The 14,652-nt window shown below is 69.8% G+C and carries 13 protein-coding genes; 8 read left to right on the plus strand and 5 right to left on the minus strand.

Annotation, left to right across the window (positions count from 1 at the left end; genetic code table 11):
- Positions 1 to 4 precede the first annotated feature (4 nt).
- Entirely contained in the window at positions 5 to 1,162 is a 1,158-nt protein-coding gene (locus ACSQ2H_RS15415; protein WP_436062264.1) for a Gfo/Idh/MocA family protein, read from the plus strand.
- On the opposite strand, the gene ACSQ2H_RS15420 is transcribed toward ACSQ2H_RS15415, so the two are convergent.
- Both ACSQ2H_RS15420 and ACSQ2H_RS15425 read right to left on the minus strand, forming a co-directional pair.
- On the minus strand, positions 1,138 to 1,917 hold the full coding sequence (locus ACSQ2H_RS15420; protein WP_436062265.1) for a PIG-L deacetylase family protein: 780 nt from the start codon (positions 1,915 to 1,917) through the stop codon (positions 1,138 to 1,140). The genes ACSQ2H_RS15415 and ACSQ2H_RS15420 overlap by 25 nt on opposite strands.
- 11 nt (positions 1,918 to 1,928) lie before the next feature.
- On the minus strand, positions 1,929 to 3,182 hold the full coding sequence (locus tag ACSQ2H_RS15425; RefSeq protein ID WP_436062266.1) for a cell wall hydrolase: 1,254 nt from the start codon (positions 3,180 to 3,182) through the stop codon (positions 1,929 to 1,931).
- Positions 3,183 to 3,373: 191 nt separating this feature from the next.
- Between ACSQ2H_RS15425 and ACSQ2H_RS15430 the strand changes: the two genes are divergently transcribed.
- The 6 genes from ACSQ2H_RS15430 (at position 3,374) to ACSQ2H_RS15455 (ending at position 11,321) form a co-directional block, all read left to right on the plus strand.
- Positions 3,374 to 5,641 (plus strand): PAS domain-containing protein, encoded by a 2,268-nt coding sequence (locus ACSQ2H_RS15430; RefSeq protein WP_436062267.1) that lies wholly within the window; start codon positions 3,374 to 3,376, stop codon positions 5,639 to 5,641.
- Between the two features lie 186 nt (positions 5,642 to 5,827).
- The gene (nadA, locus tag ACSQ2H_RS15435; RefSeq protein ID WP_436062268.1) at positions 5,828 to 6,910 is read left to right on the plus strand and encodes a quinolinate synthase NadA; all 1,083 of its coding nucleotides are present in this window, start codon (positions 5,828 to 5,830) and stop codon (positions 6,908 to 6,910) included.
- 2 nt (positions 6,911 to 6,912) lie between these two features.
- Entirely contained in the window at positions 6,913 to 8,424 is a 1,512-nt protein-coding gene (locus ACSQ2H_RS15440) for an L-aspartate oxidase (RefSeq protein WP_436062269.1), read from the plus strand.
- Complete coding sequence (gene nadC, locus ACSQ2H_RS15445) at positions 8,421 to 9,266, plus strand: carboxylating nicotinate-nucleotide diphosphorylase (protein WP_436062270.1); 846 nt, start codon at positions 8,421 to 8,423, stop codon at positions 9,264 to 9,266. Before ACSQ2H_RS15440 ends, nadC begins: the two co-directional genes overlap by 4 nt.
- A 57-nt stretch (positions 9,267 to 9,323) precedes the next feature.
- Positions 9,324 to 9,533, plus strand: a complete 210-nt coding sequence (locus tag ACSQ2H_RS15450; RefSeq protein WP_293399526.1) for a hypothetical protein — start codon at positions 9,324 to 9,326, stop codon at positions 9,531 to 9,533.
- A 102-nt stretch (positions 9,534 to 9,635) separates the two neighbouring features.
- A complete protein-coding gene (locus ACSQ2H_RS15455; RefSeq protein WP_436062271.1) occupies positions 9,636 to 11,321 on the plus strand; it encodes an ATP-binding protein in 1,686 nt (561 codons plus the stop codon).
- Here ACSQ2H_RS15455 and ACSQ2H_RS15460 read toward each other — a convergent pair.
- Positions 11,318 to 12,007: a DJ-1/PfpI family protein gene (locus ACSQ2H_RS15460; RefSeq protein WP_436062272.1), complete on the minus strand. Its 690-nt coding sequence runs from the start codon at positions 12,005 to 12,007 to the stop codon at positions 11,318 to 11,320. The two genes, ACSQ2H_RS15455 and ACSQ2H_RS15460, sit on opposite strands and share 4 nt — an antisense overlap.
- An 82-nt stretch (positions 12,008 to 12,089) precedes the next feature.
- Between ACSQ2H_RS15460 and ACSQ2H_RS15465 the strand changes: the two genes are divergently transcribed.
- Positions 12,090 to 13,031 (plus strand): GlxA family transcriptional regulator, encoded by a 942-nt coding sequence (locus tag ACSQ2H_RS15465; RefSeq protein WP_436062273.1) that lies wholly within the window; start codon positions 12,090 to 12,092, stop codon positions 13,029 to 13,031.
- Here ACSQ2H_RS15465 and ACSQ2H_RS15470 read toward each other — a convergent pair.
- Together ACSQ2H_RS15470 and ACSQ2H_RS15475 are read right to left on the minus strand one after the other, a co-directional pair.
- On the minus strand, positions 13,028 to 13,588 hold the full coding sequence (locus ACSQ2H_RS15470; protein WP_436062274.1) for a DUF1003 domain-containing protein: 561 nt from the start codon (positions 13,586 to 13,588) through the stop codon (positions 13,028 to 13,030). The genes ACSQ2H_RS15465 and ACSQ2H_RS15470 overlap by 4 nt on opposite strands.
- Before the next feature lie 95 nt (positions 13,589 to 13,683).
- Positions 13,684 to 14,643, minus strand: coding sequence for a cell wall hydrolase (locus ACSQ2H_RS15475; protein WP_436062275.1), 960 nt, complete (start codon positions 14,641 to 14,643; stop codon positions 13,684 to 13,686).
- Positions 14,644 to 14,652: the final 9 nt, after the last annotated feature.

Raw genomic sequence — 14,652 nt, forward strand, 5'->3', positions numbered from 1 at the left:
GGCCATGAAAACCTACCGTATCGGCGTCATCGGACTGGGCCAGCGCATCGCCCACGTGCTGGCGGCGATGAAGGAGGTCGGCTGGAGCCTGCAGGTCGCCGCCCATGTCGATCCGGCCCCGGTCGGCGCGCCGATCCTGGCCGACGCCGGGATCGATCCTGGCCCGGCCCTCGCCGACGCCGCCGAACTTCTGGCCCAAGGCCCGTACGACCTGGTGATGATCGGCTCACCCAACCACCTGCACTTCGAGCACCTCAATCAGGCCCTCGACGCCGGCTATCCGATCTTCGCCGAAAAGCCGATCGTGCGGACCCAGTCAGAGACCCTGGCCCTCGCGCATCGCCTGGCCGTCGGTGGCGGCCCGCCGCTCTATATCGGCCTGGTCATGCGCTCGATGTCGATCGTGCGCGAGACCATCGCCCGCGTGGACGCCGGCCAGCTCGGCCAGGTGATCTCCATCGACGCCACCGAACACCTGCCGCCCGAGCACGGCGGTTATCTGGCCCGCAACTGGCGGCGCAAGCAGGCCTATGGCGGCTCGTACCTGCTCGACAAGGTCTGCCACGACTTCGATATCTTCGGCCGCCTGACCCGTTCGCGGCCGGCCAAAGTCGCCAGTTTCGGCGGCCGCGACATCTTCGTGCCCGATCGCGCCGGCCACTACACCTATAGCGACGGCCAGCTGGCCTACGCCCTACGCGACGCCGGCTGGGCCAGCGCCAACGACGCCTTCCACTCCGACATGGACGTCACCGACCACCAGAACGCCCTGGTGCAGTACGAGAACGGCGTGCGGCTGTCGTTCCACGCCAACAGCCACGTCGCCCTGCCCGAACGGCGCTGGTACGTCGCCGGGACCGAAGGCACCCTGATCGCCGATCTGGTCCGCAACAAGCTGATGGTCCGCCGCGCCATGGACCGCGGCAAGCCCGAGCGCATCGACTACGGCGACCGCACCGAGGACAGCCACAACGGCGCCGACCAGGCCATGGCCCGCGACCTGCTGGCCACCCTCGAGGGCCGCCAGGACTTTCCGGTGACGCCGTTCGAGTCGATGGAGGCGGGCCTCACCGTCATGGCCATCGACGAGGCGATGCAGACCGGCGACATGCTCGACTGCGGCCCGATGTGGGCCCGCTACGACGCCGCGCGCGGAGCCTGAGCCAACGGCGTCAACAGCCTCGCGCCCAGCATCTCCTGCAGCAGCGGCGTCCGCGGATAGGGATGGTGCCGGTACTGGCGAAAGCCCTCGGCCAGGTCCGCTTCGAAGTCGCGGGCCCGCTTTCGGGTCCAGGCCTCCATCGAGGCCAGGTGATCGGGAATGTCGTGCTGGCGCGCGACCCAGGCGTCCTGGCTGACATGGCAGGCGAGCATCGCCTTCTTGGTCTCGAACACCGCCGCGACGTCGGCGCCGAAGTCGGGAACCGTCCAGACGCCCTCGCGGTCGCGGCCGCCGATCGGGTCCATGAAGTAGAGGTGTGGAATGGCCTCCAGCGGCTCCGCCTCGCCGGTCGCATAGTTCGGCACCGAGGCGGCGAAACAGGCGTCGCGCACCAGTTGGCTGACCGCCTCATGGTCGGGATGGTAGTCGGCCGGCGAGGCCGTGATCACCACTTCTGCCTGCGCCCAGCGGATCAGCTCGGTCACCCGCCGACGGGTCGGATCGTCGTTGAACACGCCCAGGTCCGGAACCTCGCCGCAGCGGTACTGCGCGCCGATCAACGCCGCGGCCCGCGCCGCCTCGGCCTGACGGATGCGCGACGTCTCCGCCGGCGCGATCGCGGTCGAGCCGAGATCCCCGCCGGTGACGGTGGCGATGCGGATCTGATGTCCGGCCGCGGCCAGCACGGCGAGCGTCCCGGCGCAGAGGGTTTCGATGTCGTCCGGGTGTGCGTGGATCGCGAGAACGGCGGTCATGACCGCCGAGCTTACTCCTGAAGCGCGCCAGCGCCAGTATCCGGCCCGGCCTTGTGCGGGGGGGCGTCGGCCGCCCCGGCGTCGTCGTCCTTGGCTTCCATGGCCGCCAGCGAGCGGTTGATCTCCTGGACCTCCTGGGCGGTCGGCTTGCGGCGCGGGGCATAGAGCGTGCCGAGCACCCGCGTCCGCTCCCCACCCGTGGCCGAGGCGTCGGCGACGTTGTAGGTGCGAACCTCGCCGGCCACGGCCAGCGTCACCTGGCGGCCGCCGCCGATGCCCTGCGTCTCCGGATCCAGCAGCCCGTTGGTGCGGGCGTCCAGTCCGCCGAGGATCGCCGGCGAGATGAAGGCCTCGCCGCCGGCGTAGCGGCCGGTGAAGGCCGGCGGTTCGCCCCAGGGGCCGGTCCAGCGATAGAAGATGTGCAGCCCGACCTGCTTCATCTTCACCAGGGTCGGGGCCCAGTACGGGGCGACGTATTCGGCGTGATAGTGGGTCGCCGAACCCACCGACTTGTTGACGTGACCGGCCAGGGCCCGGCGCGCGACCTCCTGGGCCTGGCGCCACAGGCCCGCCTCGGGCGCGTAGCGGAGCGAGCCGTCGCAGGTGAAGCTGAACTGGCAACCCGTCGACCGGGCCGAGCCCTGATAGACCACGCCGCAGACCGACTTCGGGTAGGCCGGATGGCGCACGCGGTTCAGCACCACCTGGGCGACCGCCTCCTGGCCGAGCCGCGGCTCGCGGGCGCTCTCGTAATAGACCGCCTCGGACAGGCACTTGAGCGCCCGGTTTGCGTCCTGACCGCCGGCGTGCAGCACGAACGGCCGCATCGGCCGGATCGGCAGCTTGGAGAACGCCCGCATGGCGTTGATCTCCTCGGCCGTCTCCACCGACGTCGTGTCGAGGCCGAGATCGGGAATCTTCGAGATGTCGAGACTGGTCCAGCCGACTGTCCGACCCCAGGGGTCGGCCTGGCGCGTCAACGGATCATGCCGCTTGGCCAGGGCCAGCATCGCCGGGTCCATATCGGCGGTCAGTCGGGTCAAGCCACGGTCGGAGAAGGTCCGCGTCACCTGCGCCACCCCCTGCGACCTCCCGTCGCTTCCGTCGGCGTAGCGGGGGTTCACACAGGCGAGCAATATCACCGCCAACCCGCAGGTCGTCGCCAGGGCCCCGATCAGGCCACGCTGGGAGATGATCTGCGACAGCGGCAGCGGCGAGGTCCCAATCTGTTTCAGTCCCGGCTCCATGCAGCCGGAAACTGGCAAGATAGGGGCCAAACCCGCCAAGATCGAGTGTTGCGCCTATGCGCTCAGGCTCGCATGGTCCTGAGAACGTCCCGTCCGGGGCCGGAATCAGCACAGCGTCCAACAATATGACGCCCGCCGGATCACCGCTGCGTTTCATACCGCGACGCTCCCCGCCGCTGCTGGTCGCGCTGGCCGTCAGCCTGGGCGCGATGGCTGCCGCCGTGGTCATCCGGGGACTGTTCGCGGGCTGGGACACTGCATTCGCGCTGTCGGTCACGCATTTCCCGGCCTTCATCGTCGCCACACTGTTCGCAGGCCAGAGGTGGGGCTGGATCAGCCTGGCGGCCGCCTTGGCGACCTCGTTGGCGCTGCGCGGCGGACTGCCGGTCGATCCGGCGGTGCGCGCAGGCGTAGGCCTCTATGCGCTCTCCGGGGCGGTCACCGTGTTCGTCGCCGCCACCCTGCGCGAGATCGTCCTGCGGCTGGACGAGGCGCAGGCCGCGCTCGACCGCAGCGAGGCGCGGCTGCAGATGGCCCAGAACGCCGGCGACGTCGGGCTCTGGGACTGGGACGCCGAGAGCGGCGAAGGCTTCTGGTCGCCCGCGCTCTACCGCAATCTGGGCCTGCCGATCAGCACCCGGGCCGGCGTGCGCAAGCTGCTCGATGTCGTCCATCCGGACGACCGCGAGCGGGTCCGCCTGAACAACATCGCCGCGATCCGCAGCGGCCAGATGGAGCCGTGCGAGTTCCGGATTCTACGGCCTGACGGCGAAGTTCGCTGGCTGCTCTCTCGCGGCGAGGTGCTGGTCAATGGAACCGGCCGCGCAGTCCGGGCGGTCGGCGTCAACATCGACATCACCGACCGCCGCCACGCTTTTGAAAAACTTCAAGAAAGCGAAGAACGGTTTCGCGCCCTGGCCGATAGCGCTCCGGCCCTGCTTTGGGTTTCCACGACCGATGGTCGCCGCGAGTTCGTGAACCAGGCCTATGTCGACTATCTGGGCCTGCCCTACGATCAGGCGCTCGAATTCGACTGGCGCGAAGCGCTCCACCCCGACGACCTGCCGCGGATCCTCAAGGAACAGGTCGCGGGCGAAGCCTCGCGCAAGCCCTTCCGCCTGGAAGCCCGCTATCGCCGAAAGACCGGCGAATGGTGCTGGATCCGCTCGGTCTCCCAGCCGCGCTACGGGCCGGACGGCGCTTTCGCCGGCTTCATCGGCATCGGGATCGACATCACCGACGCCAAGGACGCCGAGCACGACCTGCAGGACATCAACGAACTGCTGGCCGAACGTGTCGAGGCTGCGGTCGCCGAACGCGACGAGGCCCAGGCCCGCCTGCACCACGCCCAGAAGCTGGAGGCCGTCGGCCAGCTCACCGGCGGGGTGGCGCACGACTTCAACAATCTGCTGACCGTCATCACCGGGGCGCTCGACCTGATCCAGCGTAAGCCCGATGACGTCGAGCGCCGCGACCGGATGATCGAGGCGGCGCTGGGGGCGGCGAGGCGCGGCGAGCGACTGACCCACCAACTGCTGGCCTTCTCGCGACGCCAGGCGCTCAAACCCGAGGCCGTGCGCATCGACGACCTGCTGGCCGAAAGCGAGCCGCTGCTGCGCCGGGCGGTCGGCGAGGCGGTCAAGTTCACGCTTGTCGCCGGCGCGCCGCAGGCCGTGGCCATGATCGACCAGGGCCAATTCGACGCCGCGATGATGAACCTCGTCGTCAACGCGCGCGACGCCGTCAGCCAGGGCGGATCCATCGCCATCCACACCGAAGCCTGCACGCTCCTCGACGGCCAGGTGCAGGACGTCGCCGCCGGCGACTATGTCCGCGTCGAGGTGCGTGACGACGGCATGGGCATGGCGCCCGAGGTGCTCGCCCGCGCCTTCGAACCGTTCTTCACCACCAAGGAGATCGGCAAGGGCACTGGACTTGGCCTGTCCCAGGCCTACGGCTTCGCCCGTCAGAGCGGCGGCGGCGTCACCATCGAGACCACCGCCGGCGCTGGCGCCGCGGTCAGCCTGTATCTCCCGCGCTGCAGCGAGGCGCCTGCCCTTTCCTCGCCAGCGGGCGAACAGGAGAAGCCGCCGAACGTCCGCCGTCTCAACGTGCTGCTCGTGGAGGATGACGCCGAGGTCGGCGAGATGGTCAGCGCCATGCTTGCCGAACTTGGCCACGTCGTGGTGCGCGCGATCGACGTCGACCAAGCCCTGACCGCGCTCGAGCAGCATCCGGAACTTGACGCCGTGCTGACCGACCTGGTCATGCCAGGCGGCCGATCCGGACTCGATCTCGCCGCCGCGATCAACGAACGCCGGCCCGGCCTGCCGGTCATTCTCTCGACCGGGTACGCGGGCGAGGCCCAGCCGTTCACCGCCGAGACGCCGTGGCCGTTGCTGCGAAAGCCCTACGCCGCCGACGCCTTGGCTCGGGCCTTGGCCGACAACGTCGATCCCCGCAGCCAGGCGGCCTGACGAGGCTTCCCTCACAGGGCTTCAAGATAATGTGGGCTTGTGCCGCCCCTGGCAGGGGTCTATATCATCAGTCATCGGTTTTGCTCGTTTTGAGCATAATCACAGACGCCGACGGGGCGCTGCAGACATCCCGCGGCGTTTTTTGAGGCCGACGAAATGCTCAATTTGAGCATAAGGAGGGATACAATGGCCGACGGTTCGCAATTCGCGTTTACGCCCGCTGTCGAAGCCGCCACCTCGCCCATGTGGGAGAAGGTGAAGCATCACGTCACTCCGATGGAGTGGCGCCTCCACGCCCCGCTCATCGCCGAGATCAATCGCCTGAAGCGCGAGAAGAACGCGGTGATCCTGGCGCACAACTACATGACGCCCGAGATCTTCCACGGGGTCGGCGACTATGTCGGCGACAGCCTGGGCCTGGCCAAGGAAGCGGCGAAGTCGGACGCGGCGATCATCGTCCAGGCCGGCGTGCACTTCATGGCCGAAACCTCGAAGATCCTGTCGCCCGAAAAGACCATCCTGATCCCAGACCTGACCGCCGGGTGCAGCCTCGCCTCCTCGATCACCGGCGCCGACGTGCGCCTGATCAAGCAGCGCTATCCGGGCCTGCCGGTGGTTACCTATGTGAACACCACCGCCGACGTGAAGGCCGAGACCGACGTCTGCTGCACCAGCGCCAACGCCGTGCAGGTGGTCGAGCACGTCGCCAAGGAATGGGGCGTCGACAAGGTCATCCTGATCCCTGACGAGTTCCTGGCCCGCAACGTGGCGCGCCAGACCGAGGTCGGCATCATCGCCTGGAAGGGCCGCTGCGAGGTGCATGAGCGCTTCACGGCCGAGGACATCCTGGAGCTCAAGGCGTCCTATCCGAACGCCGAGATCCTGGCCCACCCGGAGTGCCCGGCCGAGGTGCTGGAAGTCTCGGACTTCGCCGGCTCGACCGCGGCGATGAACGACTACGTCCTGCAGCGCAAGCCCAAGCAGGTGGTGCTGATCACCGAGTGCTCGATGGCCGACAATGTCGCCGCCGACGCGCCGTTCACCGAGTTCGTGCGCCCGTGCAACCTGTGCCCGCACATGAAGAAGATCAGCCTCCAGAACATCTACGACGCTCTGCTGCACAACCGCTACGAGGTCACTGTCGATCCGGCGATCGCCGACCGCGCCCGCTTGGCGGTCCAACGTATGATCGACCTGCCGCCGCCCGCGATTCCGGCCCGCTACGACCTCGTGAAGGCCCGTCACCACGTGGACGTCGAGCTGATCTGATCATGGAGCGGATCAAGCACGACGGCGTGCTGATCGTCGGCGCCGGCCTGGCCGGGCTGTCCGCAGCCCTGGCCGCCGCACCGCGAAAGGCCCTGGTCCTGACCGGCGCCCCGCTGAGCCAGGGATGTTCCTCCGCCTGGGCGCAGGGCGGCATGGCCGCAGCGCTCAGCGGCGACGACGCCCCCGAACTCCACGCGGCTGACACCATCGCGGCGGGCGCTGGCCTGGTCGATCCGGCCATGGCCGCCATCCTCGCGCAGGAAGGCCCGCAGGCGGTCCGCGCCCTGGCCGCCTTGGGCGCGCCGTTCGACCGCACGGCCGACGGCGACTTCGCCACCAGCCTCGAGGCCGCCCATTCTCGCTCGCGCGTCGCCCGGGTGAAGGGCGACCAGGCCGGTCGGGCGATCATGGACGCAGTCATCGCCGCGACCCTGTCCTCGCGCCACGTGACGGTTCGCGCCGGCTGCCGGCTGCGCGGCCTGCTCCGCGACGCCGAGGGCCGCGTGCGCGGGGTCCTCGCCGAGGAAGACGGCCAGCTGATCGAGTTCGTCGCCCCGGCGACCATCCTGGCGACCGGCGGCGTCGGCGGCCTCTACGGCGTGACCACCACCCCGCCGGAGCTGAAGGGCGAGGGCCTGGCCCTGGCCGCCCTGGCCGGCGCGACCATCGCCGATCCGGAGTTCGTGCAGTTCCACCCGACCGCCATCGACATCGGCCGCGATCCCGCGCCGCTGGCGACCGAGGCCCTGCGCGGCGAAGGCGCGAAGCTGATCGACGGCGCCGGCGAGGCGTTCATGGCCCGCTACCACCCCGACGCCGAACTGGCCCCGCGCGATGTGGTGGCCCGCGCCATCCATGCCGAGCGCGAAGCCGGCCGTGGCGCGTTTCTCGACGCCCGCGCCGCGGTCGGGGCCCATTTCCCGGACGAGTTTCCGGCGGTGTTCGCCGCCTGCCTCTCCGGCGGAGTCGACCCGCGGGTGCAGCCGATCCCCGTCGCCCCGGCCTGCCACTACCACATGGGCGGCATCGTCACTGACGCCGACGGCGCGACCAGCCTGCCGGGCCTCTACGCCGCCGGCGAATGCGCCTCCACCGGCGTGCACGGCGCCAACCGCCTAGCCTCGAACTCCCTGCTGGAAGCGGCGGTCTTCGGCGCCCGGGCCGGCCGCGCCGCCGCGGTCTTCGAAGATCCCAAAACCCGGCCGCTGCGCGCGGTCGCGGCCCCGGACCTCCCGAGCCAGGCGCTCGCCCAGCTTCGCGCCGCCATGAGCCGCGACGCCGGCGTGGTGCGTGACGCCGAGGGCCTCACCCGGCTGCTCGCCCTGATCGACGCCATGGAGGCCGCCTACGGCCGCGCCCCGTCGCTGGTCGCCGCCCGCCTGGTCGCCCAGGCCGCGCTCGACCGTCCGGCCAGTCTCGGCGCCCACTTCCGCGCCGACGGGCCGGCCGACGCCGCGCCGGCTCGCACATTCCTCAACCTGGCCTCTACGGCCTCCAGCATCGCCGCCGAATGATCGCTCCCATTCCTGACCTGCTCATCCAGCCGGTGGTGTCCGCCGCCCTGGCCGAAGACCTCGGCCGCGCCGGCGACGTGACCGCCCAGGCGTGCATCGCAGCGGATGCGCGGCTGGCCGCCGTCTTCGCCGCCCGCCAGAACGGCGTCGTCGCGGGCCTGGCCTGCGCGCGACTGGCGGTGCTAGCGCTGGATCCCGACGCGACGTTCGGGGCCATGGTCGCCGACGGCGACGAGGTCCAGCCCGGCGACGTCCTGGCCAAGGTAGAGGCGAACGCCCGCGCCCTGTTGTCGGCCGAGCGTACGGCGCTCAACCTGCTCGGCCGCCTTTCCGGCGTCGCCACCCTGACCCGTGACTACGTCCAGGCGGTCGCCGGAACCGAGGCGCGCATCGCCGACACCCGCAAGACCACGCCCGGCCTGCGGCACCTGGAGAAGTACGCCGTTCGTTGCGGCGGCGGCCTCAATCACCGCTTCGGCCTGGATGACGCGATCCTGATCAAGGACAACCACGTCGCCGCCTGCGGCGGGGTCGGCGAAGCGCTGAAGCGCGCCCGCGCCGCGGCCGGCCACCTGATGAAGATCGAGGTCGAGGTCGACAGCCTGGCCCAGCTCGAAGAGGCCCTGCCCCATCGGCCCGACGTCATCATGCTGGACAATTTCAGCCTCGAGGACCTGGCCAAGGCGGTGGCGATGACCGGCGGCGCCGTCACGCTTGAGGCCTCCGGCGGCGTCAACCTGCAGACGGTCGGCGGCATCGCCCGGACCGGCGTCCAGGTCATCAGCGTCGGCGCCCTCACCCACTCGGCGAGCGTCCTCGACATCGGCCTCGACGCGGTCTGAGCCGGGAACAAGCCGCTCTACGGGCTGTTCCTTCCAGGTCAAGGAAAGGAGCTCCCCATGAGCAAGGCGCCCCCGATCCCGAAGGAACAACGGTCCTTCCGCGGCCAACGCCCCGACATCCAGGGCGAAGGCCGCGATCGCCGCGACGCCAAGACCGGCGTCCACTCGGCCGGCCACGGCGACGACTTCAACACCAAGAGCCAGGGCCGGCAGGGCAACATTCACCAGAACGTCGACACGGTGCACGCCCGCACCCAGGACCGCTGACTACACCCCAAGATAGCATCGTTACTCGAAGACCACCTTTAGCGCGTTAAGTCTCTCTTCCGCATTCCTATGCAACCTGCGTCGCAAGTAGCGGGCGGCGTAATGAAGTTTCCGGTTTTCGAGTTTGACGAGGGCTTCGACGGCGTCGCGCGCGCCGCGCGCAGGATGGCTCCGTCGCGTTGGATCACCGTCGCGGTCTATGCGGTGCTGGTGAGTTGGACGCTCTCGCCCGCAATCGCCCTTGGTTGGGTAGCGTTCTTCGCCTTTGGCGAGGCCTGGACGATGATCGCCACCGCGCCGCATGCGCGTGGCGTTCCCACGCGCGCGCAACGCATCTCGTACCTGGGATCGGCCCTCGCCATCAACGGCGTCTGGGTCGGCCTGGGCGTCGCCTACTGGCTGGCTGACTTCTCCGGCTCTGAGTACTTCGCCTTGCTGGTCTGGTCGGCGCTGCTGTTCAACGGCATGAGCCACGCCTACCGCTCGCCGTTGGCGTCGCTCGTCTTCGGCGCGCCGAGCGGGCTGTGCATCCTGCTGGCGCCTCTGCTCTTCCCCCGCTTTCACGGCGCCCAGCAGGCGTTCGTCGCCCTGGGGGTCATGGTCTATGTCGGCTATGCGATCGTCTCCGCGGCGCGCGGCGTCGCCGCCTCTCGCCAGTTGAGCGCCGCCCTGGCCGACCTGGAGGCTCAGTCCGGCGCCGCCCGCGCCGCCAGCGAGGCCAAGTCAACCTTCCTGGCGATGATGAGCCACGAACTGCGCACCCCGATGAACGGCGTGCTCGGCATGGCCCATGCGCTCGACCGCACCGATCTGGACGCCCGTCAGGCGCAGTATGTGAAGACCCTGCTGCGGTCCGGCGGCGGGCTGATGACCATCCTCAACGATGTTCTGGACCTCGCCAAGATCGAGTCCGGCAAGTTCGACATCGACGCCCGCCCCTTCAACCTGCACCAGGCGGTGGCGCGCACCATCGACCTCTGGAGCCATACGGCGCAGGACAAGGGCTTGGCCCTGGTCTGCGATCTCCCCGCCGACATCCCACGCTGGACGTCCGGCGACGAAGCCCGCCTGCGTCAGATCCTGCAAAACCTGCTCTCCAACGCGGTCAAGTTTACGTCGGCCGGCGAGGTCCGCCTGACCGTCCGAACCACCGCCGCGGGGATCGCGTTCACCGTCTCCGACACAGGACCAGGTCTCGACGAAGCCACCCAGGCCCGCCTGTTCCACGGCTTCACCCAGGCCGACAGCAGCATCTCGCGCCGCTTCGGCGGCACGGGTCTCGGCCTCGCCATTTCGCGCGAACTGGCTCGCATGATGGGCGGCGACCTGAGCGTCGAGAGCCGCCTGGGCGAAGGCGCGCGCTTCACCCTGGAGCTGCCGCTGGCCGCGGCGGAGGCCGAGGAGGAGTTCAGCGACGGTCCCGGCGATCTGGAGGCGGCCCTGCGCGTGCTCGTCGTCGACGACAACCCCACCAATCAGGAGGTCGCCCGCGCCCTGCTGGAAGCCATCGGAGCCAGCGTCTCGACCGCCTCCAGCGGCGCCGAGGGCCTGGCGCGACTGGACGACGCCGACTTCGATATCGTGCTGATGGACATTCACATGCCGGAGATGAGCGGCATCGAGACCCTGGCGGCCATTCGCGCAGCCGGACGCCAGACGCTGCCGGTCGTCGCCCTGACCGCCGACGCCATGACCGGCGAGCGCGAGCGCCTGCTGGCGCTCGGCTTCAATGGCTATCTGAGCAAGCCGATCGAGCCCTCGGCCCTGGTCCGCGCCCTGGCGGCCTAGTCCGCGGCCTCCAAACGGGCGGCGACAGCCTCGACAGCCTCGCGACGACCATTGGCGAGCGGCTCCATCCGCGCCTTCACCGCCGCCAGGATCTCCGGCGAGGCCAGTTCCGGACGCCCGGATGCGAACGGCGGAGACGGCGCATATTCGAGCCCCAGCTGCACCGACTTGGCCAGGGTCTCGCCCGCCAGTTCGGCCATCAGCACGAACGCGAAGTCCAGGCCCGCGGTCACGCCGCCGCCGGTGATGATGTTCCCGTCGCGGGCCACCCGGCTGTCGTCGACGATGGCGCCGAACGGAACCAGCAGGTCGCGCCAGGCCCAGTGGCAGGCGGCCCGCTTGCCCTTCAGGAAGCCCGCCGCCGCCAGGATCAGCGAACCCGTGCAGACGCTGGTCAGGTACTTGGCCTGCGCCCCCAGACGACGGATCTCCGCCATGAAAACGTCGTCCTGCATCGCGTCGGTCGTGCCCAGGCCGCCCGGCACGCAGAGCACATCGCACCGTTCGATCGACGCCAAATCCGCCAGTCGCGTGAAGGTCAGGCCCTCGGCCTCGATGTCCTGGCCGCCCACCGAGGCGACCGCCACCTCGGCGTTCGGCAGCCGCGACAGCACCTGGTGCGGTCCGGTGAAGTCGAGGTGCGTGACGCCCGGATAGAGCGCGATGACGATCTGCAGCTTGGGCATGGCGGCCTCCAAAGGAATTTGACGACCGACATTGCGCGACCTAGCTTCCGGCAGAAATGACAAAGATCCCTCGTTTATCGCCATGACCCGCACTATCGGCCTGCTCGTCTTTCCGGACTTCCAGATCCTCGACGCGACCGGGCCGATCGCGGTGTTCGAGATCGCCGCCCGGTTCGTGCCCGGGGCCTACGCGCTGCAGGTCATGGCGCGGGACCCAGGTCCGGTCGCCTCGAGCTCGGGCGTGCAGATGATCGCCGGACCGCTGGACGACGCGCAGCTCGACACGCTCGTCGTCGCCGGCGGCGAAGGCACGCGCGGGCCGGCCATCTGCCCCCTCACCCTCGACTGGGTGCGCGCCGCGTCGGCGCGGGGCCGCAGGACCGCCAGCGTCTGCTCAGGAGCCTACATCCTCGCCGAGGCTGGTCTGCTGGACGGCCGACGCGCCACCACCCATTGGCAGCGCTGTCCTGACTTTGCCCGCCGCTATCCCAAGGTGCGGTTGGAGCCGGACAGGATCTTCGTACGCGACGGCGACGTCTGGTCGTCGGCCGGGATCACGGCCGGCATCGACCTGTCGCTGGCCCTGGTCGCCGAGGACCACGGCGAGGACCTCGCCCGGGCCGTAGCCCAACAGCTCGTGGTCTATCACCGCCGGCCGGGCGGCCAGTCGCAATTCTCGGCGCTGCTGGAAATGGGCGGCCAGGGCGGGCGCTTCGCCCCCCTGCTCGACTGGATGCGCGAGCGGCTGTCCGAGCCGCTGAACGTGGAGCGTCTCGCCGATCAGGCGGCGATGAGTCCCCGCCACTTCGCCCGTGCGTTCGCCGCCGAGACCGGCATGACCCCAGCCAAGGCGGTCGAACGCCTGCGGCTCGAGACCGCCCGCGAGCGGGTGGAAGGCTCGTCGGAACCGATTGACCGAGTGGCCGCGGCTACAGGTTTCGGCGACCCGGAGCGTATGCGCCGGGCCTTCCTGCGCGCCTTCGGCCAGCCGCCCCAGGCGCTGCGCCGCTCGTCCCGCGCCTAACGGCGGGCGACCGAAAGGGCCGCGACCTGCTCGGTCAGCCGCTCGATGCGGTCCGCCTGCTCCATCAGAAGCGCCATCAGTTCCTCGCCTTGCAGGGCGTCGAGCTTGTCGTGCAGCCGCAGGATCTCAAGTTCGGCGCGCAGGTTCACGACGTAGTCGTACTCCGCCGCCTTGCGGTCGGTCACGCTCTGCCGGTTCTGGCTCATCATGATCACCGGCGCCTGCAGGGCGGCGAGCGTCGAGAGCAGCAGGTTCAGGAAAATGAACGGATAGGGATCGAACGCCAGGTGCAACGACTTGGTCGCGACGTTCCAGGCCATCCAGAGCAGCAGCGCCACGCTGAAACCGATGATAAACGCCCAGGAACCGCCCAATACGGCCACGCGGTCGGCCAGGCGCTCGCCGAACCGCCGCTCGTCGCGGATCAGCCCAGGCGCGCGGCTCGGCGTCTCCGTCACGATCAGGTCGATGACGCTCTTCTGGACCGGATTGAGGTCCTCATAGCCGCAGTTGAGCAGGCCCCGGGCCAGCTCGTCACGCGCCGCCGCATCGCTCATCACGCCACCTCGCTCGACTCGCCCCGGCCATGTCCCCGGCGAGGGGGAGCATGGCGCAAGGCGTGGTCGAGGAGAACGGCCAGGCGACCGTGTGCTTAGTCGTCCCCGACCATGGCGTCCGGCTCGGCTCGCAGCGCCGGCGCCTTGCCCGGATGGGCCGCGATCGGCAGCAGCTTCGGCGCCGACGTGTCAGCGTCCTTGACCAGTTCGGGCTTTTGGTCCGCCTGTCCGACGGCGTCAGGCTTGCGCTCAGTCTTCAGCAGCGCCGCGCGCATGTCGCCGGCGACTTCGATCGACGCCGGAGTCGGCGTCGCCGCATAGCTGGCGTAGTAGACACGGTCCTGCGCCTTCGGCGCAGCGCCGCCGCCACGTCCCACGCGATAGAAGACGTGCATCCCGACTTCGGCCGTCCGCACCAGGCGCGGCCCCCAGTTCGGGGCCACATTGGTGGTGTGGAAGTGGGTCGCGTCGCCGATCGAGGCCATCACATTGCCGGCCAGCGCTTTGGATGCGACTTTCCGAGCCCGGTTCCAAGCCGCGACCTCGCGACCGCGCCGCATCGAGCCGTCGCACGCGAAGCTGAACTGGCAGCCGACGCGCTTGCCTGCGCCCTGGAACACCACGCCGCAAACGCTCTTGGGGAACGAAGGGTGGCGAACGCGGTTAAGCACTACCTGGGCGACGGCGGCCTGGCCGGCCGGCGTCTCCCCGCGAGCTTCGAAGTAGACAGCCTGGGTCAGGCACTCGAGCTCGCGAGAGGTTTCCAGCGCCCCGGCCAACCGGAACGGCGCAGCCGCCGGCAGGGCGGCTTCGATAGCGCCGCGCAGCGGAATTTCCGCCGCCGCGTTCGGCGCCTTTTCAAGCCGTGCGGCGAGAATGGCGCTTTGGCGATCGCGTTGGGCCGCGCCGCTCGCGGCCAGCGGGTCATGCCGGCTGGCGATGCGCAGGACGCCAGGGTCCGTCGCAGCGGCTTGCAGGGTGGACTCCGAAAAGCCGCCTTCGGCCGCACGCGCAATCCGCGCTGCACGGGCGTCGTCAGCAGCCGTGCGAGCCATGCCGCCGAC

Source organism: Phenylobacterium sp. LjRoot97, from assembly GCF_964254345.1.
Taxonomy (GTDB): domain Bacteria; phylum Pseudomonadota; class Alphaproteobacteria; order Caulobacterales; family Caulobacteraceae; genus Phenylobacterium.

Coding starts and splice junctions, on each gene's coding strand:
- ACSQ2H_RS15415 (WP_436062264.1), top strand. CDS start 5: ATGAAAACCTACCGTATCGGCGTCATCGGACTGGGCCAGCGCATCGCC.
- ACSQ2H_RS15420 (WP_436062265.1), bottom strand. CDS start 1,917: ATGACCGCCGTTCTCGCGATCCACGCACACCCGGACGACATCGAAACC.
- ACSQ2H_RS15430 (WP_436062267.1), top strand. CDS start 3,374: ATGGCTGCCGCCGTGGTCATCCGGGGACTGTTCGCGGGCTGGGACACT.
- nadA (WP_436062268.1), top strand. CDS start 5,828: ATGGCCGACGGTTCGCAATTCGCGTTTACGCCCGCTGTCGAAGCCGCC.
- ACSQ2H_RS15440 (WP_436062269.1), top strand. CDS start 6,913: ATGGAGCGGATCAAGCACGACGGCGTGCTGATCGTCGGCGCCGGCCTG.
- nadC (WP_436062270.1), top strand. CDS start 8,421: ATGATCGCTCCCATTCCTGACCTGCTCATCCAGCCGGTGGTGTCCGCC.
- ACSQ2H_RS15450 (WP_293399526.1), top strand. CDS start 9,324: ATGAGCAAGGCGCCCCCGATCCCGAAGGAACAACGGTCCTTCCGCGGC.
- ACSQ2H_RS15455 (WP_436062271.1), top strand. CDS start 9,636: ATGAAGTTTCCGGTTTTCGAGTTTGACGAGGGCTTCGACGGCGTCGCG.
- ACSQ2H_RS15460 (WP_436062272.1), bottom strand. CDS start 12,007: ATGCCCAAGCTGCAGATCGTCATCGCGCTCTATCCGGGCGTCACGCAC.
- ACSQ2H_RS15465 (WP_436062273.1), top strand. CDS start 12,090: ATGACCCGCACTATCGGCCTGCTCGTCTTTCCGGACTTCCAGATCCTC.
- ACSQ2H_RS15470 (WP_436062274.1), bottom strand. CDS start 13,588: ATGAGCGATGCGGCGGCGCGTGACGAGCTGGCCCGGGGCCTGCTCAAC.
- ACSQ2H_RS15475 (WP_436062275.1), bottom strand. CDS start 14,643: ATGGCTCGCACGGCTGCTGACGACGCCCGTGCAGCGCGGATTGCGCGT.